At 67.2% G+C, this 24136-nt stretch carries 19 protein-coding genes, 1 rRNA gene and 1 pseudogene; 16 read left to right on the top strand and 5 right to left on the bottom strand.

Annotated elements, in window-relative coordinates; translation table 11 throughout:
- Positions 1–105 precede the first annotated feature (105 nt).
- Both ACVWYS_RS12095 and ACVWYS_RS12090 read right to left on the bottom strand, forming a co-directional pair.
- Positions 106–1071 carry a quinone oxidoreductase family protein gene (locus ACVWYS_RS12095; RefSeq protein WP_456509815.1) on the bottom strand — a complete coding sequence of 322 codons (966 nt, stop codon included), beginning with the start codon at positions 1069–1071 and terminating at the stop codon, positions 106–108.
- A gap of 200 nt (positions 1072–1271) precedes the next feature.
- A complete protein-coding gene (locus tag ACVWYS_RS12090) occupies positions 1272–2363 on the bottom strand; it encodes a fatty acid desaturase family protein (protein ID WP_456509814.1) in 1092 nt (363 codons plus the stop codon).
- Positions 2364–2655: 292 nt separating this feature from the next.
- Between ACVWYS_RS12090 and argC the strand changes: the two genes are divergently transcribed.
- The 10 genes and pseudogenes from argC to ACVWYS_RS12040 all read left to right on the top strand — a co-directional run bounded on the left by argC (position 2656) and on the right by ACVWYS_RS12040 (position 12864).
- Positions 2656–3687: an N-acetyl-gamma-glutamyl-phosphate reductase gene (gene argC / locus ACVWYS_RS12085; protein WP_456509813.1), complete on the top strand. Its 1032-nt coding sequence runs from the start codon at positions 2656–2658 to the stop codon at positions 3685–3687.
- Complete coding sequence (gene argJ, locus ACVWYS_RS12080; RefSeq protein ID WP_456509812.1) at positions 3684–4850, top strand: bifunctional glutamate N-acetyltransferase/amino-acid acetyltransferase ArgJ; 1167 nt, start codon at positions 3684–3686, stop codon at positions 4848–4850. Before argC ends, argJ begins: the two co-directional genes overlap by 4 nt.
- Before the next feature lie 25 nt (positions 4851–4875).
- The gene (gene argB / locus ACVWYS_RS12075) at positions 4876–5805 is read left to right on the top strand and encodes an acetylglutamate kinase (RefSeq protein ID WP_344362376.1); all 930 of its coding nucleotides are present in this window, start codon (positions 4876–4878) and stop codon (positions 5803–5805) included.
- Complete coding sequence (locus tag ACVWYS_RS12070; protein ID WP_456509811.1) at positions 5802–7100, top strand: acetylornithine transaminase; 1299 nt, start codon at positions 5802–5804, stop codon at positions 7098–7100. The genes argB and ACVWYS_RS12070 overlap by 4 nt, the downstream gene beginning before the upstream one ends.
- Positions 7097–8119 (top strand): ornithine carbamoyltransferase, encoded by a 1023-nt coding sequence (gene argF, locus ACVWYS_RS12065; protein ID WP_456509810.1) that lies wholly within the window; start codon positions 7097–7099, stop codon positions 8117–8119. The genes ACVWYS_RS12070 and argF overlap by 4 nt, the downstream gene beginning before the upstream one ends.
- Positions 8119–8652 (top strand): arginine repressor, encoded by a 534-nt coding sequence (locus ACVWYS_RS12060; protein ID WP_091249947.1) that lies wholly within the window; start codon positions 8119–8121, stop codon positions 8650–8652. The genes argF and ACVWYS_RS12060 overlap by 1 nt, the downstream gene beginning before the upstream one ends.
- Positions 8653–8795: 143 nt before the next feature.
- Entirely contained in the window at positions 8796–10001 is a 1206-nt protein-coding gene (locus ACVWYS_RS12055; RefSeq protein WP_091249950.1) for an argininosuccinate synthase, read from the top strand.
- Between the two features lie 5 nt (positions 10002–10006).
- Positions 10007–11443 (top strand): argininosuccinate lyase, encoded by a 1437-nt coding sequence (argH, locus tag ACVWYS_RS12050; protein ID WP_344362366.1) that lies wholly within the window; start codon positions 10007–10009, stop codon positions 11441–11443.
- Between the two features lie 104 nt (positions 11444–11547).
- A complete protein-coding gene (locus ACVWYS_RS12045; RefSeq protein ID WP_344362363.1) occupies positions 11548–12069 on the top strand; it encodes a pyridoxine/pyridoxamine 5'-phosphate oxidase in 522 nt (173 codons plus the stop codon).
- Between the two features lie 56 nt (positions 12070–12125).
- Positions 12126–12864, top strand: a pseudogene (locus ACVWYS_RS12040) (maleylpyruvate isomerase family mycothiol-dependent enzyme).
- A 45-nt stretch (positions 12865–12909) separates the two neighbouring features.
- On the opposite strand, the gene ACVWYS_RS12035 reads toward ACVWYS_RS12040, so the two are convergent.
- Together ACVWYS_RS12035 and ACVWYS_RS12030 are read right to left on the bottom strand one after the other, a co-directional pair.
- Positions 12910–13428 carry a methylated-DNA--[protein]-cysteine S-methyltransferase gene (locus ACVWYS_RS12035; protein WP_116767758.1) on the bottom strand — a complete coding sequence of 173 codons (519 nt, stop codon included), beginning with the start codon at positions 13426–13428 and terminating at the stop codon, positions 12910–12912.
- Positions 13429–13457: 29 nt separating this feature from the next.
- Complete coding sequence (locus tag ACVWYS_RS12030) at positions 13458–14948, bottom strand: AlkA N-terminal domain-containing protein (RefSeq protein WP_456509809.1); 1491 nt, start codon at positions 14946–14948, stop codon at positions 13458–13460.
- A gap of 100 nt (positions 14949–15048) precedes the next feature.
- On the opposite strand from ACVWYS_RS12030, the gene ACVWYS_RS12025 reads away from it, so the two are divergent.
- Both ACVWYS_RS12025 and ACVWYS_RS12020 read left to right on the top strand, forming a co-directional pair.
- Entirely contained in the window at positions 15049–15783 is a 735-nt protein-coding gene (locus ACVWYS_RS12025) for a DNA-3-methyladenine glycosylase (protein ID WP_456509808.1), read from the top strand.
- 51 nt (positions 15784–15834) lie between these two features.
- Positions 15835–16497: a hypothetical protein gene (locus tag ACVWYS_RS12020; protein ID WP_456509807.1), complete on the top strand. Its 663-nt coding sequence runs from the start codon at positions 15835–15837 to the stop codon at positions 16495–16497.
- A 6-nt stretch (positions 16498–16503) separates the two neighbouring features.
- Here the strand turns inward: ACVWYS_RS12020 and ACVWYS_RS12015 are convergent, their stop codons facing one another.
- Entirely contained in the window at positions 16504–17121 is a 618-nt protein-coding gene (locus ACVWYS_RS12015; protein ID WP_456509806.1) for a GNAT family N-acetyltransferase, read from the bottom strand.
- A gap of 136 nt (positions 17122–17257) precedes the next feature.
- Here ACVWYS_RS12015 and ACVWYS_RS12010 point away from each other — a divergent pair, with 136 nt between their 5' ends.
- The 4 genes from ACVWYS_RS12010 to ACVWYS_RS11995 all read left to right on the top strand — a co-directional run bounded on the left by ACVWYS_RS12010 (position 17258) and on the right by ACVWYS_RS11995 (position 23675).
- Entirely contained in the window at positions 17258–17815 is a 558-nt protein-coding gene (locus ACVWYS_RS12010) for an adenine phosphoribosyltransferase (RefSeq protein ID WP_456509805.1), read from the top strand.
- Positions 17816–17965: 150 nt separating this feature from the next.
- A complete protein-coding gene (locus ACVWYS_RS12005; protein ID WP_116767746.1) occupies positions 17966–20194 on the top strand; it encodes a HelD family protein in 2229 nt (742 codons plus the stop codon).
- A gap of 130 nt (positions 20195–20324) precedes the next feature.
- The gene (tyrS, locus tag ACVWYS_RS12000; RefSeq protein ID WP_456507054.1) at positions 20325–21638 is read left to right on the top strand and encodes a tyrosine--tRNA ligase; all 1314 of its coding nucleotides are present in this window, start codon (positions 20325–20327) and stop codon (positions 21636–21638) included.
- Between the two features lie 510 nt (positions 21639–22148).
- Positions 22149–23675, top strand: a 16S ribosomal RNA gene (locus ACVWYS_RS11995).
- The last annotated feature ends 461 nt before the right edge of the window (positions 23676–24136 follow it).

Raw genomic sequence — 24136 nt, 5'->3', positions numbered from 1 at the left:
GTCGGGGGCTTTACTCGGGGTCAGTTGTTGCTCGGTCACTGGCGCATTGTCCCTGCAAGAGATGAACGGATGGTGTTGCCGCGTGGTCTAGGCGCCCGCGCGGCTTTAGGGGACCAGGATGACTTTGCCCGTGGTGCGGCGCTGTTCGAGGTCATCATGGGCCTGTGCTGCTTCGGCGAGGGAGTAGCGCGCGCCGATCCTGACCTTGAGGCTGCCCGCGGCAGCGGCGGCAAAGACTTCGTCCGAGCGCCAGCGGCGTTCCCGGGCGTCGCGAAGGTAGTGGCCCATGGTGGGCCGCGTGAGGTACAGCGAGCCGCCGGCATTGAGCCGCTGCGGGTCGAACGGCGGGACCGGGCCGGAGGCTCCGCCGAAGAGGACCAGCATGCCCCGGATGCGCAGCGACGCCAGGGACCCGTCGAAGGTGTCTTTTCCGACGCCGTCGTACACCACGTCCGCGCCGTTGCCGCTGGTCAGGTCGCGGACGTGCTCCGCGAATCCGTCGTAGCGCAGCACGTGGTCTGCCCCGGCGTTCCGGGCCAGCTGTTGTTTCGCGTCCGTGGAGACGGTGGTGATGACGTGGGCGCCCTTGGCCTTGAGCAGTTGGATCATGAGGAGCCCGACACCACCGGCGCCGGCGTGGACCAGCACCGTGTGGTCAGGCTCGACCTTGAAGGTGGAATTGATCAGGTAATGGGCTGTGACGCCCTGTAGCGGCAGGGCCGCGGCGGTGAAATCGTCCAGACCGTCCGGAACCGGGAGGGCCTTGTCCCCGTCGACGAGGGCATAGCCGGCGTAGCAGTTGATGCCTTCCGCCGTCGCCACCCGGTCGCCGGGAGCGAACCCGGTGACGCCGTCGCCGACTTCCTCCACGGTCCCCGAGGCTTCGGAGCCGGGTGTGAAGGGGTAGGCGACCTTGTAGACGCCGCTGCGCTTGTAGGTGTCGATGAAGTTCACGCCCGCGGCGGCGACTTTGATCAGAAGCTGGCCCGGTCCGGGAACGGGACGGGCTGTTTCGTCGAGTTCCAGGACCTCGGGGCCCCCTGCCCGGCGGGCGACGATAGCGTGCATCATATGGCTCCTTTTCCGGGCGGGAATTTTATGTCCCGGTCCCATGGACCATCCTAGGGACACCGGCGACAACCATGAAGGGGCCGTCCGTAACTAGCCGTCACGTGGTGCGGCCATGAACAGACCAGCGCATGATGGTCCCACACCTGCCCGGTCCGCCGGCGGAGCCTGCGCCCGGGCGGCGGCAGAGGCGTTGCGCCCGGCTAGTAGCGGCGGGTGACGGTCGCCATCGGGCACTCGAAGTGGCGTCCGGCGGAGAGGCCGACGTCGTTGAGGTAACGGACAATGATGCCGTAGGACTGCCGGAGCGTGGTTTCCGTGTAAGGAACTTGGTGCTTCGCGCAGAACTCGCGGACGATCACGGCGGCCTTGTCCAGCTGCGGGCGGGCCATGTCCGGGAACAGGTGGTGCTCGGCCTGGCGGTTGAGGCCGCCGAGCAGGATGTCCATGAAGCGGCCGCCCGAGATGTTCCGGGAGGTCAGGACCTGGCGGCTGAAGAAGTCCACGCGGCTGTCGGCAGGCAGGACCGGCATGCCCTTGTGGTTCGGGGCGAAGGAGGCGCCCATGTAAAAACCGAAGACGGCGAGCTGGACCGCGATGAACGCGAGTGCCATGCCCCACGGCAGGAAAGTGAAGGCGAGAACCGGCAGCAGGCTGAGGCGGACCACGAGGATCGGGATTTCAACCCAGCGGTGCGTGACCTTGGCGCGCTGGAAGATGAACTTGATCGAATCGATCTGCAGGCCCAGGCCCACAAGGAACAGGAGCGGGAAGAAGAACCAGCCCTGTTTGCGGGTGAGGAACGAGAACCGTCCCTGCCGGGTGGCCGCGGCTTCCGGGAAGAAGGCGATCGCCCCCGTAGCGATGTCCGGGTCCTTGGAAATGACGTTCGGGTGGTTGTGGTGCGCGCCGTGCTTCTGCTCCCACCAGGAGTAGCTGATCCCGGCGACCGAGGTGGCAAGGAGCCGTGCGGCCCAGTCGTTGGCGCGGCGGGAGGCGAAGATCTGCCGATGCCCGGCCTCGTGGGCCAGGAAGCTCAGCTGGGTGCAGAGGATGCCCAGGGCCGCGGCGATGAGGAGCTGGAACCAGCTGTCACCGATCAAGGCGAAGCCGAACCAGGTGGCGGCCATCAGGAGGGCCAGGACGGAAAACACCGTGATGTAGAAACCGACGCGGCGTTCGAGCAGGCCCGCCGCCTTGACGGTTTTCAGGAGTTCCGAGTAGCTGAGGACGACGGCATTGGGCTGCCGGACGCGCGATTTCGGTCGCTCCGTCGTTGCGGTGGTGAGGGTCATGGAGCGCTTGCCTCGTAACTGTTACGGGCAACGCGCCAACTGACATTCGCAGCTGCACGGTCTGTATTACCCTTTACCCAGCATACGCCCCGGTGTCTACACGGACCGCCGATCCACACCGTCATCCTCTGCCGGCGGAACTCGCCTGACGCCGGCACGCTTCTTCCGGAGCCGTGCTCGGAGGACAGGCTAGGGGGCCGTAGCCGTACGCATTCCGGGGTTCATCCGGACACGGAAGCATCGATGCATAAATATCGGCACCTATGCATACTCTTGCTGTATAGTCGTGCTTATGACTATTTCTGTTGCCGTTTCCGGGGCGAGCGGTTATGCCGGCGGCGAGGTCCTGCGGATCCTTGCCGGTCATCCCGACGTCACCATCGGCGCCATCACGGCCCACAGCAACGCCGGTTCCAGACTAGGGGAATTGCAGCCGCATCTCCATGGCCTGGCAGACCGGATCCTTGAAGACACCACGGTGGACAACCTGGCCGGGCACGACGTCGTGTTCCTGGCACTTCCGCACGGGGCGTCCGCGGAGATCGCGGCCCGGCTTCCGGCCGGAACCGTGGTGATCGACGCCGGCGCGGACCACCGCCTCGAGGACCCGCACGCCTGGGAGAAGTTCTACGGCTCCGCGCACGCCGGCACCTGGCCCTACGGACTCCCCGAGCTGCCCGGCCAGCGCGACGCCCTGCGCGGCGCCACCCGGATCGCCGTCCCGGGCTGCTACCCGACGTCGGCCCTGCTGGCCCTCACGCCCGGCTTCAGCAGCCACCTCCTGGAAGGCGACGACGTCGTGATCGTCTCCGCTTCCGGCACGTCCGGGGCCGGCAAGGCCGCCAAGGTGAATCTGATCGGCGCCGAGGTCATGGGCTCCATGAGCCCCTACGGTGTGGGCGGCGGACACCGGCACACCCCGGAGATCGAGCAGGGACTGTCCAAAGCCCTGAACGCCCCGGTCACCGTGTCCTTCACGCCCACGCTCGCTCCGATGAGCCGCGGCATCCTCACGACGGCGACTGCGAAGGTGCGTTCGGGCGTCACCGCCGAGGAGTTGCGCCGCGCCTGGAGCGAGGCCTACGACGACGAACCGTTCGTGCACCTGCTCCCCGAAGGCCAGTGGCCCTCCACCAAATCGGTCCTGGGATCCAACCACACGGCCATGCAGCTTGCGTTCGATGCGCACACCGGCCGCGTGATCGTGTGCTGCGCCATCGACAACCTCACCAAGGGAACCGCCGGCGGGGCCGTGCAGTCCATGAATATTGCCCTCGGCCTGGCGGAAGACGCCGGCCTCAACCTCCAGGGAGTCGCACCGTGAGCATCACCGCACCGCAGGGATTCCGCGCCGCCGGCGTCACCGCCGGCCTCAAGACCTCCGGCAAACCGGACCTGGCCCTCGTGGTCAACGACGGCCCGTCCAAGGCCGCCGCGGCAGTCTTCACGTCCAACCGCGTCGCCGCGGCACCCGTGCACTGGTCCCGCGAAGTGGTCAAGGACGGCCGCGTCGACGCCGTCATCCTCAACTCCGGGGGAGCCAACGCCTGCACCGGGCCCCAGGGCTTCCAGAACACGCACACCACGGCCGAGAAGACCGCCGAGGCGCTGGGCGTCTCGGCCACCGACGTCGTGGTCTGCTCCACCGGACTGATCGGCGAGCAGCTGCCCATGGACAAGATCCTGGCCGGGATCGGTTCCGCCACCGCCGGCCTGGCCGACGACGGCGGGGCAGCAGCGGCCACCGCAATCATGACCACCGACTCGGTGTCCAAGCAGGCCGTCTTCACCGGCACGGACGCCGAAGGCAACGAGTTCACCATCGGCGGCATGGCCAAGGGCGCCGGCATGCTGGCCCCGGGCCTCGCCACCATGCTGGTGGTCCTCACCACGGACGCCGACGTCCAGCCGGAAATGCTCGACGTCGTCCTCCGCGACGCCACCCGGGTCACCTTCGACCGGGCGGACTCCGACGGCTGCATGTCCACCAACGACACCGTGGTGCTCCTGGCCTCCGGTGCCTCCGGTGCCGTGCCGTCCGCCGTCGCGTTCGGCGCAGGACTGACCGAGGTCTGCGCCGAGCTGGCACGCAAACTGATCGGCGACGCCGAGGGCGCCAGCCACGATATTGCGATCCGGACGTTCAACGCTGCGAGCGAGCGGGACGCCGAGACCGTCAGCCGCGCCGTCGCCCGCTCCAACCTGTTCAAGACCGCGATTTTCGGCAAGGACCCCAACTGGGGCCGCGTGCTGTCCGCCGTCGGCACCACCGACGCGGCGTTCGAGCCGGACCAGCTCAATGTGACCATGAACGGCGTCCAGATCTGCCGCAACGGCAGCATCGGCGACGACCGGAACCTCGTGGACCTGGAGCCGCGCGAGGTCCTCGTCGAGATCGACCTGCAGGCCGGCGAGGCCGAGGCCACGATCCTCACCAACGACCTCACCCACGACTACGTCCACGAGAACAGCGCCTACTCAAGCTAGGCCCTTCCGGGAAGGGACGAACAGCATGAACACCCAGACACGCGAGACCACCTCCATGTCCGAGGCCCGCGACAAAGCAGCCACGCTGATCGAGGCGCTGCCCTGGATCCAGCGCTTTGCCGGCACCACCATGGTGATCAAGTACGGCGGCAACGCCATGGTCAACGACGAGCTCCGCCGCGCCTTCGCGGAAGACGTCGTCTTCCTGCACCACGTCGGCATCCACCCCGTGGTGGTGCACGGCGGCGGCCCGCAGATCAACACCATGCTCAGCCGGCTCGGGATCGAATCCGAGTTCAAGGGCGGCCTGCGCGTCACCACCCCCGAGGCCATGGACGTGGTCCGGATGGTCCTCACCGGCCAGGTGGGACGCGAACTCGTGGGCCTGATCAACTCCCACGGCCCGTACGCCGTCGGCATGTCGGGTGAGGACGGTGGCCTGCTCCGCGCCGTCCGTACCGGCACCGTGGTGGACGGCGAAGAGGTGGACCTGGGCCTGGTGGGCGAGGTCGTCGGGGTCAACCCGGAAGGCATCCTGGACATCGTGGCCGCCGGGCGGATTCCCGTGATCTCCACCGTCGCCCCGGAAATCCACGACGACGGGTCCACCACCGGGCAGGTACTCAACGTCAACGCGGACACGGCGGCGGCCGCGGTCGCGTCGGCGCTGGGTGCATCCAAGCTGGTCATCCTGACCGATGTCGAAGGCCTCTACGCCAACTGGCCGGACCGGTCCTCGCTCATCTCGTCGCTGACGGCTTCGGAGCTCCGCGAGCTGCTGCCGCGCCTTGAGTCCGGCATGATCCCGAAGATGGCGGCCTGCTTGAAAGCAATTGACGACGGCGTCGAGCGCGCCCACATCGTGGACGGCCGGCTGCCGCACTCGATGCTGCTGGAAACCTTTACGACCGCGGGTATCGGCACCCAGGTGGTCCCGGACGAGGAAAGCAAATGAACCAGATCGAAACAGCACCTTCCACGGATCTCGAACACTCTCCGGTAGGGGAGCTGGTCCACTCGCACGCCACTGGCGCGCAGTGGCTCTCCCGCTACTCCTCCTCCCTGTTGGGCGTCTTCGGCACCCCGCAACGGGTTCTGGTCCGCGGCGCCGGCTGCCTCGTGTGGGACGCCGACGGCAAGGAGTACCTCGACCTGCTCGGCGGAATCGCGGTGAACGCGCTGGGCCACGCCCACCCGTTCGTCACCTCGGTGATCTCCAGCCAGCTCGCCACCCTGGGCCACGTCTCCAACTTCTTCACGAGCCCCACCCAGATCGCCCTGGCCGAAAAACTGCTGGAACTGTCCAAGGCGCCGGCCGGCTCGAAGGTGTTCTTCGCCAACTCCGGCACCGAGGCCGTCGAGGCGGCGTTCAAGCTGGCGCGCCGGAACACCGGCGCCAGCCACGCCGCAGCCGCGGAGAGCCCAGCGAAGCCGCGCACCAAGATCATCGCGCTCGAGGGCGCCTTTCACGGCCGCACAATGGGCGCCCTCGCGCTGACCGCCAAGGAGGCATACCGGGCGCCCTTCGCGCCGCTGCCCGGCGGCGTCGTGCACGTTCCGTTCGGTGACATCGAGGCCCTTCGCGCCGCGGTGGACAACACCACCGCCGCGGTCTTCCTGGAACCGATCCAGGGCGAGGCCGGCGTCCGGCCGCTGCCCGCCGGCTACCTCAAGGCTGCCCGCGAGGCCACAACCGCCGCGGGCGCGCTGCTGATCCTCGACGAGGTCCAGACCGGCATCGGCCGGACCGGCAAGTGGCTGGCCAGCGAGGACGCCGGGATCGTGCCCGACGCCGTGACCCTCGCCAAGGGGCTGGGCGGAGGCTTCCCGATCGGCGCCCTCGTGACCTTCGGCCCGGAAAACTCCGCGCTGCTGACCGCCGGCCAGCACGGGACCACGTTCGGCGGCAACCCGGTGGCCACCGCGGCCGCCCTCGCCACCCTGCACGTCCTCGAAAGCCAGGACGTCCTGGCCCACGTCCGGGCCGTGGGGGAGCACCTGCGCGCGGGCCTGGCCGGGATCGACGGCGTGACCGAGGTCCGCGGGGAGGGGCTGCTGATCGGCTTCGACCTCGACGCCGACGTCGCGCCCGGCGTCGTTGCCGCCGGGCTCGACGCCGGGTTCATCGTCAACAGCCCGGGCCCGCGCACCATCCGGCTGGCACCGCCGCTGATCCTGACCACCGATCAGGCCGACCGCTTCCTCGCGGCGCTGCCCGCCCTCCTCCAGACCGCAAAGGACGCCCAGTGACCGCAACTGAAATTTCGACAAGACCCGTCCGCCACTTCCTCAAGGACACGGACCTCAGCCCGGCCGAACAAGCCGAGGTCCTCGAGCTCGCCGCCCGGATGAAGGCCGCGCCGTACAGCGTCCAGCCCTTCGCCGCGGCGGCCAGCGGCCGCAAGACCGTGGCTGTCATCTTCGACAAGACCTCCACCCGGACCCGGGTCTCCTTCGCCACCGGCATCGCGGACATGGGCGGCAACCCGCTCATCATCAACCCGGGCGAGGCACAGATCGGCCACAAGGAATCGGTCGAGGACACCGCCAAGGTGCTCGAACGCATGGTCTCCACCATCGTGTGGCGCACCGGCGCGCACGCCGGCCTCGTCGCCATGGCCGAAAACTCGCGCGTTCCGGTCATCAACGCCCTATGCGATGACTACCACCCGTGCCAGCTGCTCGCCGACCTCCTGACCATCAAGGAACACAAGGGCGAACTCAACGGCCTGACCATGGCGTACCTGGGCGACTCCGCCAACAACATGGCCAACTCCTACCTGCTGGCCGGCGTCACGGCGGGCATGAACGTCCGCATCGCGGGCCCGGACGGGTACCTGCCGTCCCCGGAGATCATCGCCGCCGCCGAGGACCGCGCCGCCGAGACCGGCGGCTCGGTGCTAGTGACGATCGACCCCGCCGAGGCCCTCCTCGGCGCCGACGTCGTCGCCACCGACACGTGGGTGTCCATGGGCCAGGAAGCGGAAAAGGAAGCGCGGATGAAGCTGTTCCGCAACTATTCCGTGGACGCCGAGGCCATGAAGCTCGCGGCGCCGGACGCCGTCGTGCTCCACTGCCTGCCGGCCTACCGGGGCTACGAGATCGCCGCGGACGTCATTGACGGCCCGCAGTCGGTGGTCTGGGACGAGGCCGAAAACCGCCTCCACGCCCAGAAGGCACTCATGGCATGGCTCATGCACCGCTCAGGCCTGGCGGTTGTTGACGGGCTCGCGCCGGTCGATGGGCTGGCGCCGGTGGGCCCGGCCTGATGTCCGTCCAGCCAGCCTCTCCGGGGGCCAGCCCGGCCACCAAAACGGCCCGGCAGGCTCGGATCACGGCGATCCTCACGGGCGAATCGGTCCGGTCGCAGGCCGAGCTCGCGGCGCTGCTCGCGGACGACGGCGTCCAGGTCACCCAGGCCACGCTCTCCCGCGACCTCGTGGAACTCGGCGCGGTCCGGGTCCGCGGCAAGGACGGCGTGCTGGTCTACGCCGTCCCGGGGGAGGGCGGCGAACGGGCCGCCAAAAGCGGTGTCACCCAGGAAATCCTCGACGCCCGGCTGAGCCGGCTGTGCGGGGAACTGCTCGTGACCGCCGAGGCCTCGGCCAACCTCGTGGTGCTCAGGACCCCGCCGGGGGCCGCGAACTTCCTGGCCCTCGCGATCGACCACTCCGTGATGCCCTCGATCCTGGGCACCATCGCGGGGGACGACACCGTCCTCCTCGTCACCCGGGACCCCCTGGGCGGCGCCGACGTCGCAGCCCGCTTCCTGCAGTTCGCCGAGGAAGCCGGCAGCCAATAGCGCCGCGGCAAACGCAGGATTGGGTCTGCGGTGGGCCTGTGACAGGCTTTCAACAGACACGATTTCCGCAGTAGTTTTCCCGACAGTTCTTCCACATTCTTCCCAGACAACTGCATCAACCAAACAACTAAGGAGCATTTCAAGTGACTGAGCGTATTGTTCTGGCCTACTCCGGCGGCCTGGATACTTCCGTAGCCATCGGCTGGATCGGTGAAGCCACCGGCGCCGAGGTCATCGCCGTGGCCGTCGACGTCGGACAGGGCGGCGAATCCCTGGAAACCATCCGCCAGCGCGCGTTGGGCTGCGGCGCCGTCGAGGCCTACGTGGCCGACGCCAGCGACGAGTTCGCCAACGAGTACTGCGTCCCCACGCTGAAGGCCAACGCCCTCTACCAGGGCCACTACCCGCTGGTCTCCGCCATCTCCCGCCCGGTGATCGTCAAGCACCTGGTCAAGGCCGCCCGTGAATTCGGTGCCACCACCGTGGCCCACGGCTGCACCGGCAAGGGCAACGACCAGGTCCGCTTCGAGGTCGGCATCCAGACCCTCGGCCCGGACCTGAAGTGCATCGCCCCTGTCCGCGACCTCGCCCTGACCCGTGACAAGGCCATCGCCTTCGCCGAGGAGAAGGGACTGCCGATCGAGACCACCAAGAAGAACCCGTACTCGATCGACCAGAACGTCTGGGGCCGCGCCGTCGAAACCGGCTACCTCGAGGACATCTGGAACGCCCCCACCAAGGACATCTACGACTACACCGCCACCCCGGAATTCCCGCCGGCGCCGGATGAAGTCACCATCTCCTTCGAGGCCGGCGTGCCGGTTGCGATCGACGGCGTCAAGGTCACCCCGCTGCAGGCCATCAAGGAACTCAACCGCCGGGCCGGTGCCCAGGGCGTCGGCCGGATCGACGTCGTCGAGGACCGCCTGGTGGGCATCAAGTCCCGCGAAATCTACGAGGCCCCCGGTGCCATGGCGCTGATCACCGCACACAAGCACCTCGAGGACATCACGATCGAGCGCGAGCAGGCCCGCTTCAAGGCCACAGTCGGCCAGCGCTGGGCCGAGTTGGTCTACGACGGCCAGTGGTTCTCCCCGCTCAAGCGCTCGCTCGACGCCTTCATCGAAGACACCCAGCGCTACGTCTCCGGCGACATCCGCATGGTCCTGCACGGTGGCCAGGCGATCGTCAACGGACGCCGCTCCGAGACCTCGCTCTACGACTTCGACCTCGCCACCTACGACACCGGCGACACCTTCGACCAGTCGATGGCGCGTGGCTTCATCGAGCTGTGGGGCATGTCCGCCAAGGTTGCCTCCGGCCGCGACATCCGCGTCGCCGGAAAGTAGCCCCTGTGGCTGAGCAGGAAACCACCAAGTCCGAAGCTACCAACACGGGAGCGCTGTGGGGCGGCCGGTTCGCCGGCGGCCCCGCGGACGCCCTCGCAGCGCTGAGCAAGTCCACGCACTTTGACTGGCGGCTGGCCCGCTACGACATCGCCGGGTCCAAGGCGCACGCCCGCGTGCTGCACAAGGCCGGGCTGCTGGACGACGCCGAGCTCGAGGGCATGCTGGCCGCCCTGACGCGGCTGGATGAGGACGTCGCCTCGGGGGCCTATACGCCGGCCGAGTCCGATGAGGACGTGCATGGTTCCCTGGAGCGCGGCCTGATCGAGCGCGCCGGGACCCAGCTCGGCGGCAAGCTCCGCGCCGGCCGGTCCCGCAACGACCAGGTGGCCACCCTGGGCCGGATGTTCCTGCGGGACCACGCCCGGATCATCGCGCGCGGCGTGCTCGCCACGATCGATGCTCTCGTGGACCAGGCCAAGGCCCACCGTGGTGTGGCCATGCCCGGCCGCACCCACCTCCAGCATGCCCAGCCGGTGCTGCTCAGCCACCACCTGCTGGCCCACGCCTGGGCGCTGCTGCGCGATGTGCAGCGGCTGGCCGACTGGGACAAGCGCGCCGGGGTTTCGCCCTATGGCTCGGGCGCCCTCGCCGGCTCCTCGCTGGGCCTGGACCCCGAAGCCGTTGCCGCGGAACTGGGCTTCTTCTCCGCCACGCACAACTCGATCGACGGCACCGCCTCCCGCGATGTCTTCGCCGAGTTCGCCTGGATCACGGCCATGATCGGGGTGGACTTGTCCCGGGTCTCGGAGGAAGTGATCCTGTGGGCCACGAAGGAGTTCTCCTTCGTCACCCTGCATGATTCCTACTCCACCGGCTCCTCGATCATGCCGCAGAAGAAGAACCCGGACGTCGCCGAGCTCGCGCGCGGTAAGGCCGGCCGGCTGATCGGCAACCTGACGGGCCTGCTGGCGACGCTCAAGGGCCTGCCGCTCGCGTACAACCGCGACCTGCAGGAAGACAAGGAGCCGGTCTTCGACGCCGCAGACACCCTGGAAGTGCTGCTTCCGGCCGTGTCCGGCATGATCGCGACCCTGAAGTTCAACACCGAACGGATGGAAGCGCTGGCGCCGCAGGGCTTCGCGCTGGCCACGGACATTGCCGAATGGCTGGTCCGGCAGGGTGTTCCGTTCCGCGAGGCGCACGAGCTCTCCGGTGCCGCCGTGAAGCAGGCCGAAAGCCGCGGCGTCGAGCTCTGGGACCTGACGGACGAGGAATACGCCGCCATCTCGGAGCACCTGACGCCGGAGGTCCGTACGGTCCTGTCCACGGAGGGTTCGCTCAACAGCCGCAACTCCCAGGGCGGCACGGCACCGGCCGCCGTCGAGCGCCAGCTGCTGGCCCTTGAAGACGAGCTGGCCGGCGTGCGGGAGTACGCGGGGTAGCAACTCTCGCCACCCGGGCGTCTACCACCGAGTTGGCATTTCGCGGCAATGTTTTTCGAAAACACTGCCGTGAAGTGCCAACTCGCGGCGCTTAAGGTGGGTGCATGAGCGAATCCTTCCGCCAGTACCTGCGTGCGCTGCCCGATTTCCCCGATGTCCTCCCGGAGTTTGATCCGGCCGCCGCCCCGGCAGATCCCGCCGAACTCTTCCGGCAGTGGCTCGCCGAAGCCCTCGAGGCCGGGGTGCCGCAACCCAACGCCTGCAGCCTGGCCACGGCCGACGCCGACGGCCGGCCGTCCTCGCGCATGCTGATCCTGAAGGACATCGACGCCGACGGCTGGCACTTCGCCACGTCCCGGGAGTCCCGGAAGGGACACGAACTCACGGCCAACCCGCACGCGGCGCTGAACTTCTTCTGGCAGCCGCAGGGGCGCCAGGTGCGGGTGGCAGGGGACGTCGTGGCGCTGTCCGCCGCGGCCTCGGCCGCGGACTGGCACGCCCGGCCCGGGGCGGACGGCACTGAGAACCCCAACTGGCAGCTCTACGCGGTGCGTCCGCGGGAGATCGAATTCTGGCAGGCACGGCACGACCGCCGGCACATCCGGCACCGCTACCCGACCCGCTGACCTGACCCGGCTCAGTTAATCGCTGCTAATCCGGTGGCTCCGTTAGGATGGGCGCCATGACCGCAATCACACCAGAAAAGCTTCGGGAAGAACTGCACAGGGCCGCCGACACCGTGACGGGTATTGCCGCTTCGCTCTCGGAACAGGACATCAAGGCGCCGTCCGAGCTGCCGGGCTGGACCCGCGGGCACGTGCTGGCGCACATCTGCGGCATCGCCAACGCGATGGCCCGACAGCTCGAACATGCCGCCCGCGGCGAGAAAATCGAGCTCTATGACGGCGGTTTCGAGGGGCGCACCCGTGCCATCGAAATGGCGGCCGGCCACAGCCTCGCGGAGCACCGTGCCGACCTCGCCTCGTCGCTGGAACGGGCTCTGCGCGCCTTCGATTCCCTCGACGCGGCCGGCTGGCGTGCGCCCATTGCCTACCGCGGGGGAGTGGCCCTTGACGGCGGACTGGCGCTGTGGCGAGAACTCGTCATCCATGCCACGGACCTCGGCACCGGGCGCGGACCGGAAACCTGGAGCCGGCCCTTCTGCGAGCACCTCTTCGACTTCCTCTCCGCCAGGGTCCCGGACGGCCAGCGTTTCGTGCTGCAGCCGCTCGGGTTGCCCGACCGGGCCATTGGCAGCGGGGGGAAAATCCACCGTCATCAGCGGCATGCTGACCGATATCGCCGCCTGGCTGGCCGGCCGCACCCCGAGCCTCGGGAGCCTGCGCGCCACGGCAGCGGCCGACGGCGTGGACCTTCCGGAGCTGCTGCCCTGGCCCGCGGGCGTGCCCGTCAACAACTGAGCGGGGCCCGCCTTTCGCCAGGCGGCGCTCCCGGGGCCCGCAGCCCTACGGCCGCGACGCCGTCAGGGCCAGTTCGCGTTCCCGGTCCAGCAGGCTGCCCTTGACGGCCAGCCCCCAGCGGAAGCCACCCAGGGTCCCGTCGGTCCGGATGACCCGGTGGCAGGGAACAAACAGGGCCGCCGCATTGAAGGCGCAGGCACTGGCCGCTGCGCGGACGGCCTTGGCGTTGCCGGAAAGCTCCGCATACTCCGTGTAGGTCACAGGGCGTCCCGGTGCGACGGTGCGGAGCACGTCCCATGCGTGGCTGCGGAAGGGACCGGATTTCTGCAGCACCGGCACGCCCATGGCCGGTTCCGGATCGCCGGAGTAGAACGCCTCCACCGCCTCGGAGATGGCGCCAAGGCCGGTAACGGTCTCGAATTCGGCCGGCAGCAGGTCCGCGTGGATCTGACCGGTCAGCTCCCCGGGAACGGCGGTCCAGCCGGATGACAGCACGGCGCCGTCGCGGGCAATGATGGTGAAAGGACCGTCCGGGGTGGACATGGTCAACAACTGGGCTTTCATGGTTTCGCTTTCTTCGGAGTCTGCGGCGGTCACTGCGACCGGGTACGAGATGCTGTGCGCGCCGCGGCCTGGGCAGCAGCTGCCGCGCGCCAAAGGTGCATCGTGGCGTAGGAGCGCCACGGACTCACCTCACGGAAATCGGGGGAAGGAGTGGTGCCGTCTGCGGCCGGAGTGAGGAACCGGATGCCATTGCGGACCGCGGCGTCGTTGGCCAGGAACACGTCCGGGGCCCCGATGACCCGCATCGCGACGTATCCCACCGTCCACGGCCCGACGCCGGCAAGCGGCAAGAGCTTGTCCTCAAGTCCGCGCACGTCATCGCCGTAGCCGAAGTCAAGGTCCCCGGAGGCCATTGCCGCGGCCGCTGCCCGGACCGAGTCGATGCGGCGTTGCGGCCCGCGGAGCAGTTCGAAGCCTGTTTCCGCGATCTGGGCGGCCGTGGGGAAGAGCCGGTGGAGACCATCGGCGGGCACCAGGCTCTCGCTTCCGGCCGCAGAGAGCTGGACCAGGGCGGTCCGCGCGGCAGCCACGGTGATCTGCTGGCCGATCATGGCCCGGATCAGGAGTTCCTGCGGGTCTACGGCACCGGGCATCCGCATGCCCGGCGTGCGTGCCACGGCGGCGGCAAGGCGGGGATCGGCCGCGAGGGCGGCATCGATGGCGACGGGATCGGCGTCGAGGTCCAGCAGACGCCGGACCCGGCTCAGCAGAGAGGCCAGGTCCCGGAGGTCGACGGCGCCGATGGTCAGCACCAGCGGACGGCCGGGCGCGCCGGCGTCGTACTCCACCCGGAACCGGGCATCGCCGTGGGCCAGCCGCAGGGTCCGGGCATAGGAGCCGGAGCTGCCTTCCTCGATCCCGGGGATGGCACGGACGGCGAGGAAGTCGAACACGCCGGGATTGAACGGTTCCCGGTACGGAAGGTTGAGCGTGAGCGCCGTGGTGGCAGCGGGGGCACGGTGATGCCGGGCCGTGGCGCGGAGGGCGGAGGGCGTCATGGCAAAGACTTCGCCGATGGTCTCGTTGAACTGGCGCACGCTGCTGAATCCGGCGGCGAAGGCGATGTCCGAGACCTTCATTCCGGTGGAGACCAGCAGGGTGCGCGCGGTCTGGGCGCGGCTGGCCCGCGCGAGGGACAGCGGGCCGGCGCCGAGTTCATGGCTCAGTATCCGGTTGAGCTGGCGCGAGGAATAGCCCAGCCGGGCCGCCAGCCCCTCGACGCCGTCGCGGTTGATCACGCCGTCGTTGATGAGCCGCATGGCGCGGCCGGCGATGTCCGAGCGCACGTTCCAGGCCGGCGTGCCGGGCACGGCCTCGGGCAGGCAGCGCTTGCAGGCCCGGTAGCCGGCCTCGTGCGCGGCGGCCGAGGTTTCATAGAACGTGACGTTGTCCGCTTTGGGGGTCCGGGCCGGGCATGAGGGCCGGCAGTAGATCCCGGTGGTCCGGACAGCGGTATAGAACTGCCCGTCGAATCGGGTGTCCCGGGCGTCGATTGCCCGGTAGCGCTGCCAGAAGTCCATGACCCCATCCTGCCAGCTCCGCCGACCACCTGCTAGCGGAATTCGGACACGGCCGTGGCGTGCGGTTCAGTGTCCGGCGGGCGTTTGTTAAAGTCGGAGCATGACGTCCAGCTCGCTTCCCGCCAGGTCCGGTGCCGTGTCCGGGGCGGGAACAGTGCCGGGTGCGGTACCCGGCGCATCGCCCGTTGCGGCCGGGTTGCTCCGGGAGCTGCTCTCGGCGGACGCCCGGCACGTGGCGCCGCTGATTCTGGGAGCCGTCTTGACGCATGACGGGCGCGACGGTTCCGTCTCGGTACGGATCACCGAAGTGGAGGCCTACCTTGGCCCGCATGATTCACTGCACCCTGACCCGGGCTCCCACACCTTCCGCGGCGAAACGGCGCGCAACGCGCCGATGTTCGGGCCGGCCGGCCACCTCTACGTGTATTTCACGTACGGGATGCACCATTGCGCCAACATCGTCTGCGGACCCGCCGGCACGGCGTCGGCCTTGCTGCTGCGGGCCGGCGAAGTTGTCGCCGGACACGAGTTGGCCCGGAGCAGGCGCCCGACGTCGAAATCCGACAACGACCTCGCAAGCGGGCCCGCCCGGCTTGCCACCGCGCTGGGGCTGACGACGGCGGACAGCGGGCGGGACGCCCTCGTTGCACCCTTCCGGCTGGAGCTGCCCGCGACGCCGCCGGGCGCGGCCGCCGCGGACATCAGCTCGGGTCCGCGCGTCGGCGTCTCCGGCGCCGGCGGCAGCCACGACTACCCGTGGCGGTTCTGGCTCAGCGGCGACCCCACCGTGTCCCGCTACAAGGCCGCCAAAGCGCCAAACGCGAGGAACGCGTAGCCGGAGGGACCCCTGATGCCGGGCACCCGCGGTGGGGCATGATGAAGCATTATGGGCGAGGGAAAACGGGGAAAGCCAAGCAGCGAGCTCGAACGCCTGCAGATCTTTGCGCAGCTGGCCACCGAGTACTTCCGCATGGTTGAGCTGTTCTCCGCAGATGGCGGCCCGGTCCCGAGCGAGCCGGCGGAGCCAGCGGAACCCGTCGATTCCGTCGACGCTGCAGCGGCGGAGCGCACGCACTGGATCGAGCTCTTCCGTGCGGTCTTGCTGCGCAAATTCATCGTTCCGGATGAACACGTGTCGCTCAAACTCGTGGTGCGGGCCCTGCGTTTGTGCAATTACGCGGCGGACGCCCGGATAAGCGAGGGCGCAGACCAGGCGGCCACCTTGTTCACCGACGGGATGATCCGGGGCCGCCAGAAGTTGATGTCCGGACTCGCCCCGGATGATCAGGATGATGCCCATGACCTCTTCGAGGACGTGCTCTACGGGCGGCTCCTGCATGGCGACGCAGACAGGTTCCGCCGGTCCGGCTGGGCGGAGGACTACGCCAGGCTGAGCACTGTGGCGGCCGGACGGTTCCATGCCGAGCACGCGCTCAGAAAGGCGCTCGACGTCGTCTCCTTTGGGCTCGCCCAGGACCTCCTGCGCTCACCGGACCCGGGCGGCGACGCCGGGGGCGCCTCCTGTGCAGATGCAGGGCCTGGGGCGTAGGGAGTTCTACGGGCCTGCGAAGGCGCGGAGTGCGCAGTCGGCTCCGACAGCGAACGGGGCAAGCCGGCGCCGGAGGTCTTCGCGCACCTGCGGCCACTCCTGCGAGAGGATCGAGAACACGGCGGTGTCCGAGCGGCCCCCGCCGGGCGCTACGCGGTGGCCGCGCAGGATCCCCTCGAAGCGGGCGCCGAGCCGCTCGATCGCCGTCGCGCTCCGGGTGTTGCGGGCATCGCAGCGGAACGCCACCCGGTGGACTTCCAGTACCTCAAAGGCGTGGGCGAGGAGCATGTGCTTGCTCGCGGGATTGATGTGGCTGCCCCAGAACTGACGCCCGAAGAACGTTCCCCCGATTTCCAGGCGCTGTTGGGCGGGGACGTAGTCACACAGGGACGTCGTGCCAAGGAGGGCGCCGGTCCGCCCGTCCGTCACAGCGAACGGGATGGTTGCAGGATCGTCCAGCCGGGACTGGAACAGCGCCGCCAGCTCGCCGCTGGTTCCGGGCATCGGCGCCGCCATGCCCGCCCACATGCCGGAATCCACAAAATCAAAGAGACCTTCCGCATGCTCCGGGGCCAGCGGAACCACGTGGACGCCATGGCCGGAGAGGACGATTTCGTGTCGCATTGGAGCATTCAATCACCGCGGGAGTGGACGCAACGGTGGAATCCGGCACCCCTGAGGTGAACATTCGGTGACCGCCAGGTTGCCCGGCACGGGGCAGGCCCGGCGGCGCATGGCTACCAGCCAGTAAGGTGGATGGGTGAATCCAAGCGAGCCGAACCAGATCAAGCCAGCAAAGCCCGTGGGCGAGCTGATCAACAGCCTCTGCGCCACCATCCCGGACTACCCCCAACCCGGAATCAGCTTCAAGGACCTGACCCCGGTGTTCGCCGACGGGGCGGCACTGAAGGCGGTGGTCGACGCCCTCGTTGAGTCGTTCAGGGGCCAGTTCGACGCCGTCGCCGGGGTGGAAGCCCGCGGCTTCCTTCTTGCCGCTGCTGCCGCGTATGCCACCGGCACCGGCGTCATCACCGTCCGGAAGGCGGGCAAGCTGCCGCGCGAGGTCGTCTCCGAGGACTACGCCCTGGAATACGGCACCGCCACCCTCGAGCTGCATACGACCGATCTGGCGCCCGGGAGCCGCGTGCTGATCCTCGACGACGTCCTCGCCACCGGCGGTACGCTCGGCGCCGCGGCACGGCTGTTTGAGCGCTGCGGCATCCACGTGGCCGGCGTCGGCGTGGTCATGGAACTGGACGATCTTGGCGGCCGCGCGGCCCTGACCGGCCACAACGTCCGATCCTTGTTACGGCTCTAACGGGAGGTCCGGGGCTGGACCATTCGGGACGTGTCGGTAGAATTCCCTGACGAAGACTGCCTTGGCATTGTTCGACAGACCGGCGAAAGCTGAGTCTGCCGAAATGGCTGTAGAATGGTGGGTCTGTCTTTTTCGATAGGGGAACGTTCGATGCACGACGCTGATTTGGCCCATGAACGCGACTATGTGGCCGGACTTTACGCCCGGCTCGATGAGTTGCGGGCAGAGAAGCGCACCCAGCTGGCCCAGGTGCGCCGTGCCGGTGCCGTGGGCACCATGCAAAACGTCTCCGAACGCGATGCCTTCGCGGCCCTGTACGAGGACCGCCTCGCCCAGCTCGACGCCGTCGATGACCGCCTCGTCTTCGGCCGCCTGGACCTGGACTCCGGGGAGGCCCAGTACATCGGCCGCATCGGGCTGACCACCGAGGACCTGCAGCGGCTCATGGTGGACTGGCGGGCGCCCGAGGCCGGCCATTTCTACCAGGCCACGGCTTTTGACCGGCAGGGCGTTCGTCGCCGCCGTCACCTGATCCTGCAGGGCCGCGAGGTCAAGGCGATCGAGGATGACGTGCTCGACGCCGACATGCTCGCCGACAACGACTCCCTCCAGGGCGAGGGCGCCCTGCTGGCTGCCCTGAATTCCAAGCGGACCGGCCGGATGTCGGACATCGTCGGCACCATCCAGTCCGAGCAGGACCGGATCATCCGTTCCTCCATCTCCGGCGCGCTCGTGGTCCAGGGCGGACCGGGCACTGGCAAGACCGCCGTCGCACTGCACCGCGCGGCCTACCTGCTCTACACGCACCGGGACCGACTCAAGAGCGCCGGCGTCCTGCTGGTGGGGCCGACGTCGTCCTTCATGAAGTACATCGAACGTGTGCTGCCCTCGCTGGGTGAGACCGGCGTCGTGATGGCGAGCCTTGGCCGGCTTATGCCGGGCATCACCGCCGTGGCCGAGCCGGACTCTGCCGTGGCCGCCATCAAGGGCCGGCTGGACATGGCCGACGTGGTGGCCAACGCCGTCGCCAACCGGCAGCGCCTCCCGGCCGGAAACCGCGTCCTGGAGGTCGACGGGCGCAAGCTGATCCTGACGCCGCGGCAGGTCCGCCGCGCCAAGGAGAGGGCACGGGCCACGGGCAAGCCGCACAACGAGGCCCGAGTCTCCTTCGTTAAGATTCTGCTCCGCGAACTGACCGAACAGATGACGGAGCTGGTGGAAGCCGGCAACATCGGCAACAACGCCGACCGCTCCTACCTGGCGGAGGATGTCCGGTCCGCCCGGGATGTCCGGATCGCGCTGAACCTGTGCTGGATGCCCATGACCCCGGAGAAGCTCGTGGGCGAGTTGCTGAGCAAGCCGGCCATTCTCGAGGCATGCACCCCGAACCTCACCCCGGAGGAACGCGCCCTGCTGCTCCGCCCGGCCGGTTCGCCGTGGACGGAGTCCGACGTCCCGTTGCTCGACGAGGCCGCCGAATTGCTCGGCGAGCTTGATGCCGCTGCCGGCCGGGGACTGGCTCAGCAGGAACAGGACCGCGCCCGCGATCTCGCCAACGCCAAGCAGACTCTGGTCAACATGGAAACCGCCGGGGTGGATGTCCTCGTCACCGCCGAAGACCTCGTGGACCAGAACCAGGAGCGCGAGACGCGGCTGACCGCTGCCGAGCGTGCCACCACGGACCGCAGCTGGGCGTTCGGGCACATTGTGGTGGACGAGGCGCAGGAGTTGTCGCCCATGCAGTGGCGGCTGCTCGTCCGCCGTTGCCCGCTGAAGTCGTTCACGATCGTCGGCGACATCGCCCAGACGAGTTCAGTCGCCGGCGCCAACTCCTGGCACAGCGCGCTGGCCCCCATGTTCGGCGACCGCTGGCAGCTCGAGGAACTTACCGTCAACTACCGCACGCCGTCGCAGATCGCCGAGGCGGCCGCCCGGATGGCCAATGCGGCCGGCCTGGTGGTTTCCGCGCCGAAGGCAGTCAGGGAAGGACGCTGGGCGCCGGTGATCGACCGCGTGGACCAGAGCCAGATTGTCACGAAGCTCGTCGAGGTACTGCCGGAGGAACTGGACGCGATCGAAGGTGGCCTGCTGGCGGTCATTGCCGACGGCGAGCTTCTCCCGGAAGCCAGCGCTGCACTCCGGGCCGTGTACGGGCACCGCGTGGGGACCGGTGCGGGAAGCTACGCGCAGGACATCGTGGTTATCAGCCCCCGCGAGGCAAAGGGACTGGAGTTCGACGGCGTCGTGGTCCTTGAACCGACGGACATGCTCAACCATGAGCACGGCCGGGTGGGCGACCTCTATGTGGCCATGACCAGGCCCACGCAACGCCTGAGGCTCATCGCCGCCTCCGGCGTCCCCGCCGGCATCGAGGAGTAGGCCCGTTCCGGCCGCCGCGTTGTACGGCTGCCGGACGGCGGCTCCCCGTTGCCGAACGGCGGCGGGGAGACAGCGGCCGGCAGGGCGTCACCTGCGATGCGGATGTGCTGATCCTGCTACCTTAGATTCCGTGTCCCAGCTAAATAATCTCGATGCCCAGCAGAACGACCCCAGCTTCGCCAATATCTGGCAGGAGCTGAAATGGCGCGGCCTTGTCCACGTCTCCACGGATGAGGCGGAGCTCGAGAAGCTCCTCGCCGGCGAGCCTGTGACGTATTACTGCGGCTTCGATCCGACCGCGCCGAGCCTGCACCTGGGCAACCTCGTCCAGCTGCTGCTAATGCGCCGGATCCAGCTGGCCGGCCACAAGCCGCTCGGCCTGGTCGGCGGCTCCACGGGGCTGATCGGGGATCCGCGTCCGACGGCGGAACGCACCCTTAACACCAAGGACACCGTCTCGGAGTGGGTGGGCTACCTGCAGGCGCAGGTCCGCCGCTTCCTGAGCTTCGAGGGCGACAACGCCGCCCGGATGGTCAATAACCTGGATTGGACGGCGCCGCTGAGCGCCATCGACTTCCTGCGCGACATCGGCAAGCACTTCCGGGTCGGGACCATGCTCCGCAAGGATGCCGTCGCGTCCCGCCTTGGCTCGGATGAAGGCATCAGCTACACCGAATTCAGCTACCAGATCCTGCAGGGCATGGACTACCTCCAGTTGTTCCGCGACTACGGCTGCGCCTTGCAGACCGGCGGCTCGGACCAGTGGGGCAACCTCACCAGCGGCACCGAACTCATCCGGAAGGTTGAGGGCAAGCACGTCCATGCCCTGGGAACGCCGCTCATCACCAACTCTGACGGCACCAAGTTCGGCAAGAGCGAGGGCAACGCGATCTGGCTGGATCCGGCGATGTGCAGCCCGTACGCCTTCTACCAGTTCTGGCTCAACACGGCAGATGCCGACGTCGCGGCCCGCCTCAAGGTCTTCACGTTCCTGACCCGTGCGGAGATCGAGGCACTGGAGCTGGCAGTCGCCGAACGGCCGTTCGCTCGCGAGGGCCAGCGGAAACTGGCATACGAGGTGACCTCTCTTGTCCACGGTGTTGACGCCACGGAAAAGGTCATTGCGGCGTCGGCGGCGGTGTTCGGCAACGGCGATCTGACTGTGCTGGATGAAGCGACCCTGAAGGCTGCCACCTCCGAGCTGCCGTCCGCCACCGTGGACGCCGGCGGTCTGGGCATCGTCGAACTGCTCGTGGCCTCCGGCCTGTCCGAGAGCAAGTCCGCCGCCCGCCGCACCGTGGGGGAGGGCGGGGCCTACGTGAACAACGCGAAGGTCTCCGACCCCGACGCCGTTATTGCGGCCAGCCAGTTGCTGCACGGGCGCTACCTGCTCCTGCGGCGGGGCAAGAAGAACCTGGCAACGGTGGAGGTCGCGGCGCCCTGATCCGCTGCTGGTCCGTACTGAGAACGCACGCTGCACGCTCCTTCCTGGCTGATTTGCACGGCCGGGGAGGAGCGTGTATTGTTTTCTGAGTCGCCGCCGCTGAGCGGAGACAAACCCCCACAAATGAGAAGCAATTCTTCATGCGCTAGGCGCGGATAATGAAAATTGCTTCAATTCTGCTGGGCGGATTCGCTCCACAGAGTGAAATTCGGATGAAAATCGCGAATTTGCAAAGTGGAAATGAATGAAATAAGCTGTAAACATCGCAGCGAAGAAAAGCGAAATAAAAGAATTCATTGAAATGAATTGTTTCGACGAGTATTCGAATGTGTCTGTTGTTTGAGAACTCAATAGTGTGCCAAGTTTGTTGATACCAATTTATTGTATTGAATTGGTTGAATGTGCCGGGCCCGCCACCCCGTGGTGTGGTCTGGTGTTTTTAGCTGGTTTCAAATTTTGTGCAGCCTGGTTCCGCGTTTTCCCGTGGTGCCTGGTTGTGTCTGTTTTTCTTCAACGGAGAGTTTGATCCTGGCTCAGGATGAACGCTGGCGGCGTGCTTAACACATGCAAGTCGAACGATGATCCGGTGCTTGCACCGGGGATTAGTGGCGAACGGGTGAGTAACACGTGAGTAACCTGCCCTTAACTCTGGGATAAGCCTGGGAAACTGGGTCTAATACCGGATATGACTCCTCATCGCATGGTGGGGGGTGGAAAGCTTTATTGTGGTTTTGGATGGACTCGCGGCCTATCAGCTTGTTGGTGAGGTAATGGCTCACCAAGGCGACGACGGGTAGCCGGCCTGAGAGGGTGACCGGCCACACTGGGACTGAGACACGGCCCAGACTCCTACGGGAGGCAGCAGTGGGGAATATTGCACAATGGGCGCAAGCCTGATGCAGCGACGCCGCGTGAGGGATGACGGCCTTCGGGTTGTAAACCTCTTTCAGTAGGGAAGAAGCGAAAGTGACGGTACCTGCAGAAGAAGCGCCGGCTAACTACGTGCCAGCAGCCGCGGTAATACGTAGGGCGCAAGCGTTATCCGGAATTATTGGGCGTAAAGAGCTCGTAGGCGGTTTGTCGCGTCTGCCGTGAAAGTCCGGGGCTCAACTCCGGATCTGCGGTGGGTACGGGCAGACTAGAGTGATGTAGGGGAGACTGGAATTCCTGGTGTAGCGGTGAAATGCGCAGATATCAGGAGGAACACCGATGGCGAAGGCAGGTCTCTGGGCATTAACTGACGCTGAGGAGCGAAAGCATGGGGAGCGAACAGGATTAGATACCCTGGTAGTCCATGCCGTAAACGTTGGGCACTAGGTGTGGGGGACATTCCACGTTTTCCGCGCCGTAGCTAACGCATTAAGTGCCCCGCCTGGGGAGTACGGCCGCAAGGCTAAAACTCAAAGGAATTGACGGGGGCCCGCACAAGCGGCGGAGCATGCGGATTAATTCGATGCAACGCGAAGAACCTTACCAAGGCTTGACATGGGCCGGACCGGGCTGGAAACAGTCCTTCCCCTTTGGGGCCGGTTCACAGGTGGTGCATGGTTGTCGTCAGCTCGTGTCGTGAGATGTTGGGTTAAGTCCCGCAACGAGCGCAACCCTCGTTCCATGTTGCCAGCGCGTAATGGCGGGGACTCATGGGAGACTGCCGGGGTCAACTCGGAGGAAGGTGGGGACGACGTCAAATCATCATGCCCCTTATGTCTTGGGCTTCACGCATGCTACAATGGCCGGTACAAAGGGTTGCGATACTGTGAGGTGGAGCTAATCCCAAAAAGCCGGTCTCAGTTCGGATTGGGGTCTGCAACTCGACCCCATGAAGTCGGAGTCGCTAGTAATCGCAGATCAGCAACGCTGCGGTGAATACGTTCCCGGGCCTTGTACACACCGCCCGTCAAGTCACGAAAGTTGGTAACACCCGAAGCCGGTGGCCTAACCCCTTGTGGGAGGGAGCTGTCGAAGGTGGGACTGGCGATTGGGACTAAGTCGTAACAAGGTAGCCGTACCGGAAGGTGCGGCTGGATCACCTCCTTTCTAAGGAGCACCTACAACCACCGTGCCTCATGCATTTGAGTGTGGCGGGGTTGTCAGGAGTACGCCCGTTGCGCAGACGCAAGTTCTGCGGCGGGTGCTCACGGGTGGAATATCAGCAAATAGCGGCCGCAGGGGTTTTCTTCTTGCCTAGTACGGACGGTTCCTTCGGGGACTGTTCCTGGAACGGTGCGGGAGAGATGCCCGGGCGGTTTAGTGTTTGGCACACTGTTGGGTCCTGAGACAACAGGACCATGGCATCGTTTCCGGGTTCCCTTACGGGGGAGCGTGGGGGGTGGTGGTGTGGGACTTGTGTTTCTGGTTTCCTGGCTGCATCGATCATGCATGTTCGGCCCGTGTGGGTTGTGTGTGTGGGGTGTGTGGTACGGGGTTGTTGTTTGAGAACTACATAGTGGACGCGAGCATCTTTTATAAGAAGCAATTTCCAAGAATATGAACCTGGA

Source organism: Arthrobacter sp. TE12231 (assembly GCF_054062895.1).
Note: the sequence above shows the minus strand (reverse complement) of the source record. Positions and strands in the feature narration are given on the sequence as shown.

Excerpts from the sequence above, each read along its gene's own strand:
- ACVWYS_RS12035 (WP_116767758.1), bottom strand. The coding sequence starts at position 13,428 with ATGAAAGCCCAGTTGTTGACCATGTCCACCCCGGACGGTCCTTTCACC.
- argB (WP_344362376.1), top strand. The coding sequence starts at position 4,876 with ATGAACACCCAGACACGCGAGACCACCTCCATGTCCGAGGCCCGCGAC.
- ACVWYS_RS12030 (WP_456509809.1), bottom strand. The coding sequence starts at position 14,948 with ATGGACTTCTGGCAGCGCTACCGGGCAATCGACGCCCGGGACACCCGA.
- ACVWYS_RS12070 (WP_456509811.1), top strand. The coding sequence starts at position 5,802 with ATGAACCAGATCGAAACAGCACCTTCCACGGATCTCGAACACTCTCCG.
- ACVWYS_RS12015 (WP_456509806.1), bottom strand. The coding sequence starts at position 17,121 with ATGCGACACGAAATCGTCCTCTCCGGCCATGGCGTCCACGTGGTTCCG.
- ACVWYS_RS12005 (WP_116767746.1), top strand. The coding sequence starts at position 17,966 with ATGCACGACGCTGATTTGGCCCATGAACGCGACTATGTGGCCGGACTT.
- ACVWYS_RS12025 (WP_456509808.1), top strand. The coding sequence starts at position 15,049 with ATGACGTCCAGCTCGCTTCCCGCCAGGTCCGGTGCCGTGTCCGGGGCG.
- argC (WP_456509813.1), top strand. The coding sequence starts at position 2,656 with ATGACTATTTCTGTTGCCGTTTCCGGGGCGAGCGGTTATGCCGGCGGC.
- ACVWYS_RS12060 (WP_091249947.1), top strand. The coding sequence starts at position 8,119 with ATGTCCGTCCAGCCAGCCTCTCCGGGGGCCAGCCCGGCCACCAAAACG.
- ACVWYS_RS12045 (WP_344362363.1), top strand. The coding sequence starts at position 11,548 with ATGAGCGAATCCTTCCGCCAGTACCTGCGTGCGCTGCCCGATTTCCCC.
- ACVWYS_RS12095 (WP_456509815.1), bottom strand. The coding sequence starts at position 1,071 with ATGATGCACGCTATCGTCGCCCGCCGGGCAGGGGGCCCCGAGGTCCTG.
- ACVWYS_RS12020 (WP_456509807.1), top strand. The coding sequence starts at position 15,835 with ATGGGCGAGGGAAAACGGGGAAAGCCAAGCAGCGAGCTCGAACGCCTG.
- ACVWYS_RS12090 (WP_456509814.1), bottom strand. The coding sequence starts at position 2,363 with ATGACCCTCACCACCGCAACGACGGAGCGACCGAAATCGCGCGTCCGG.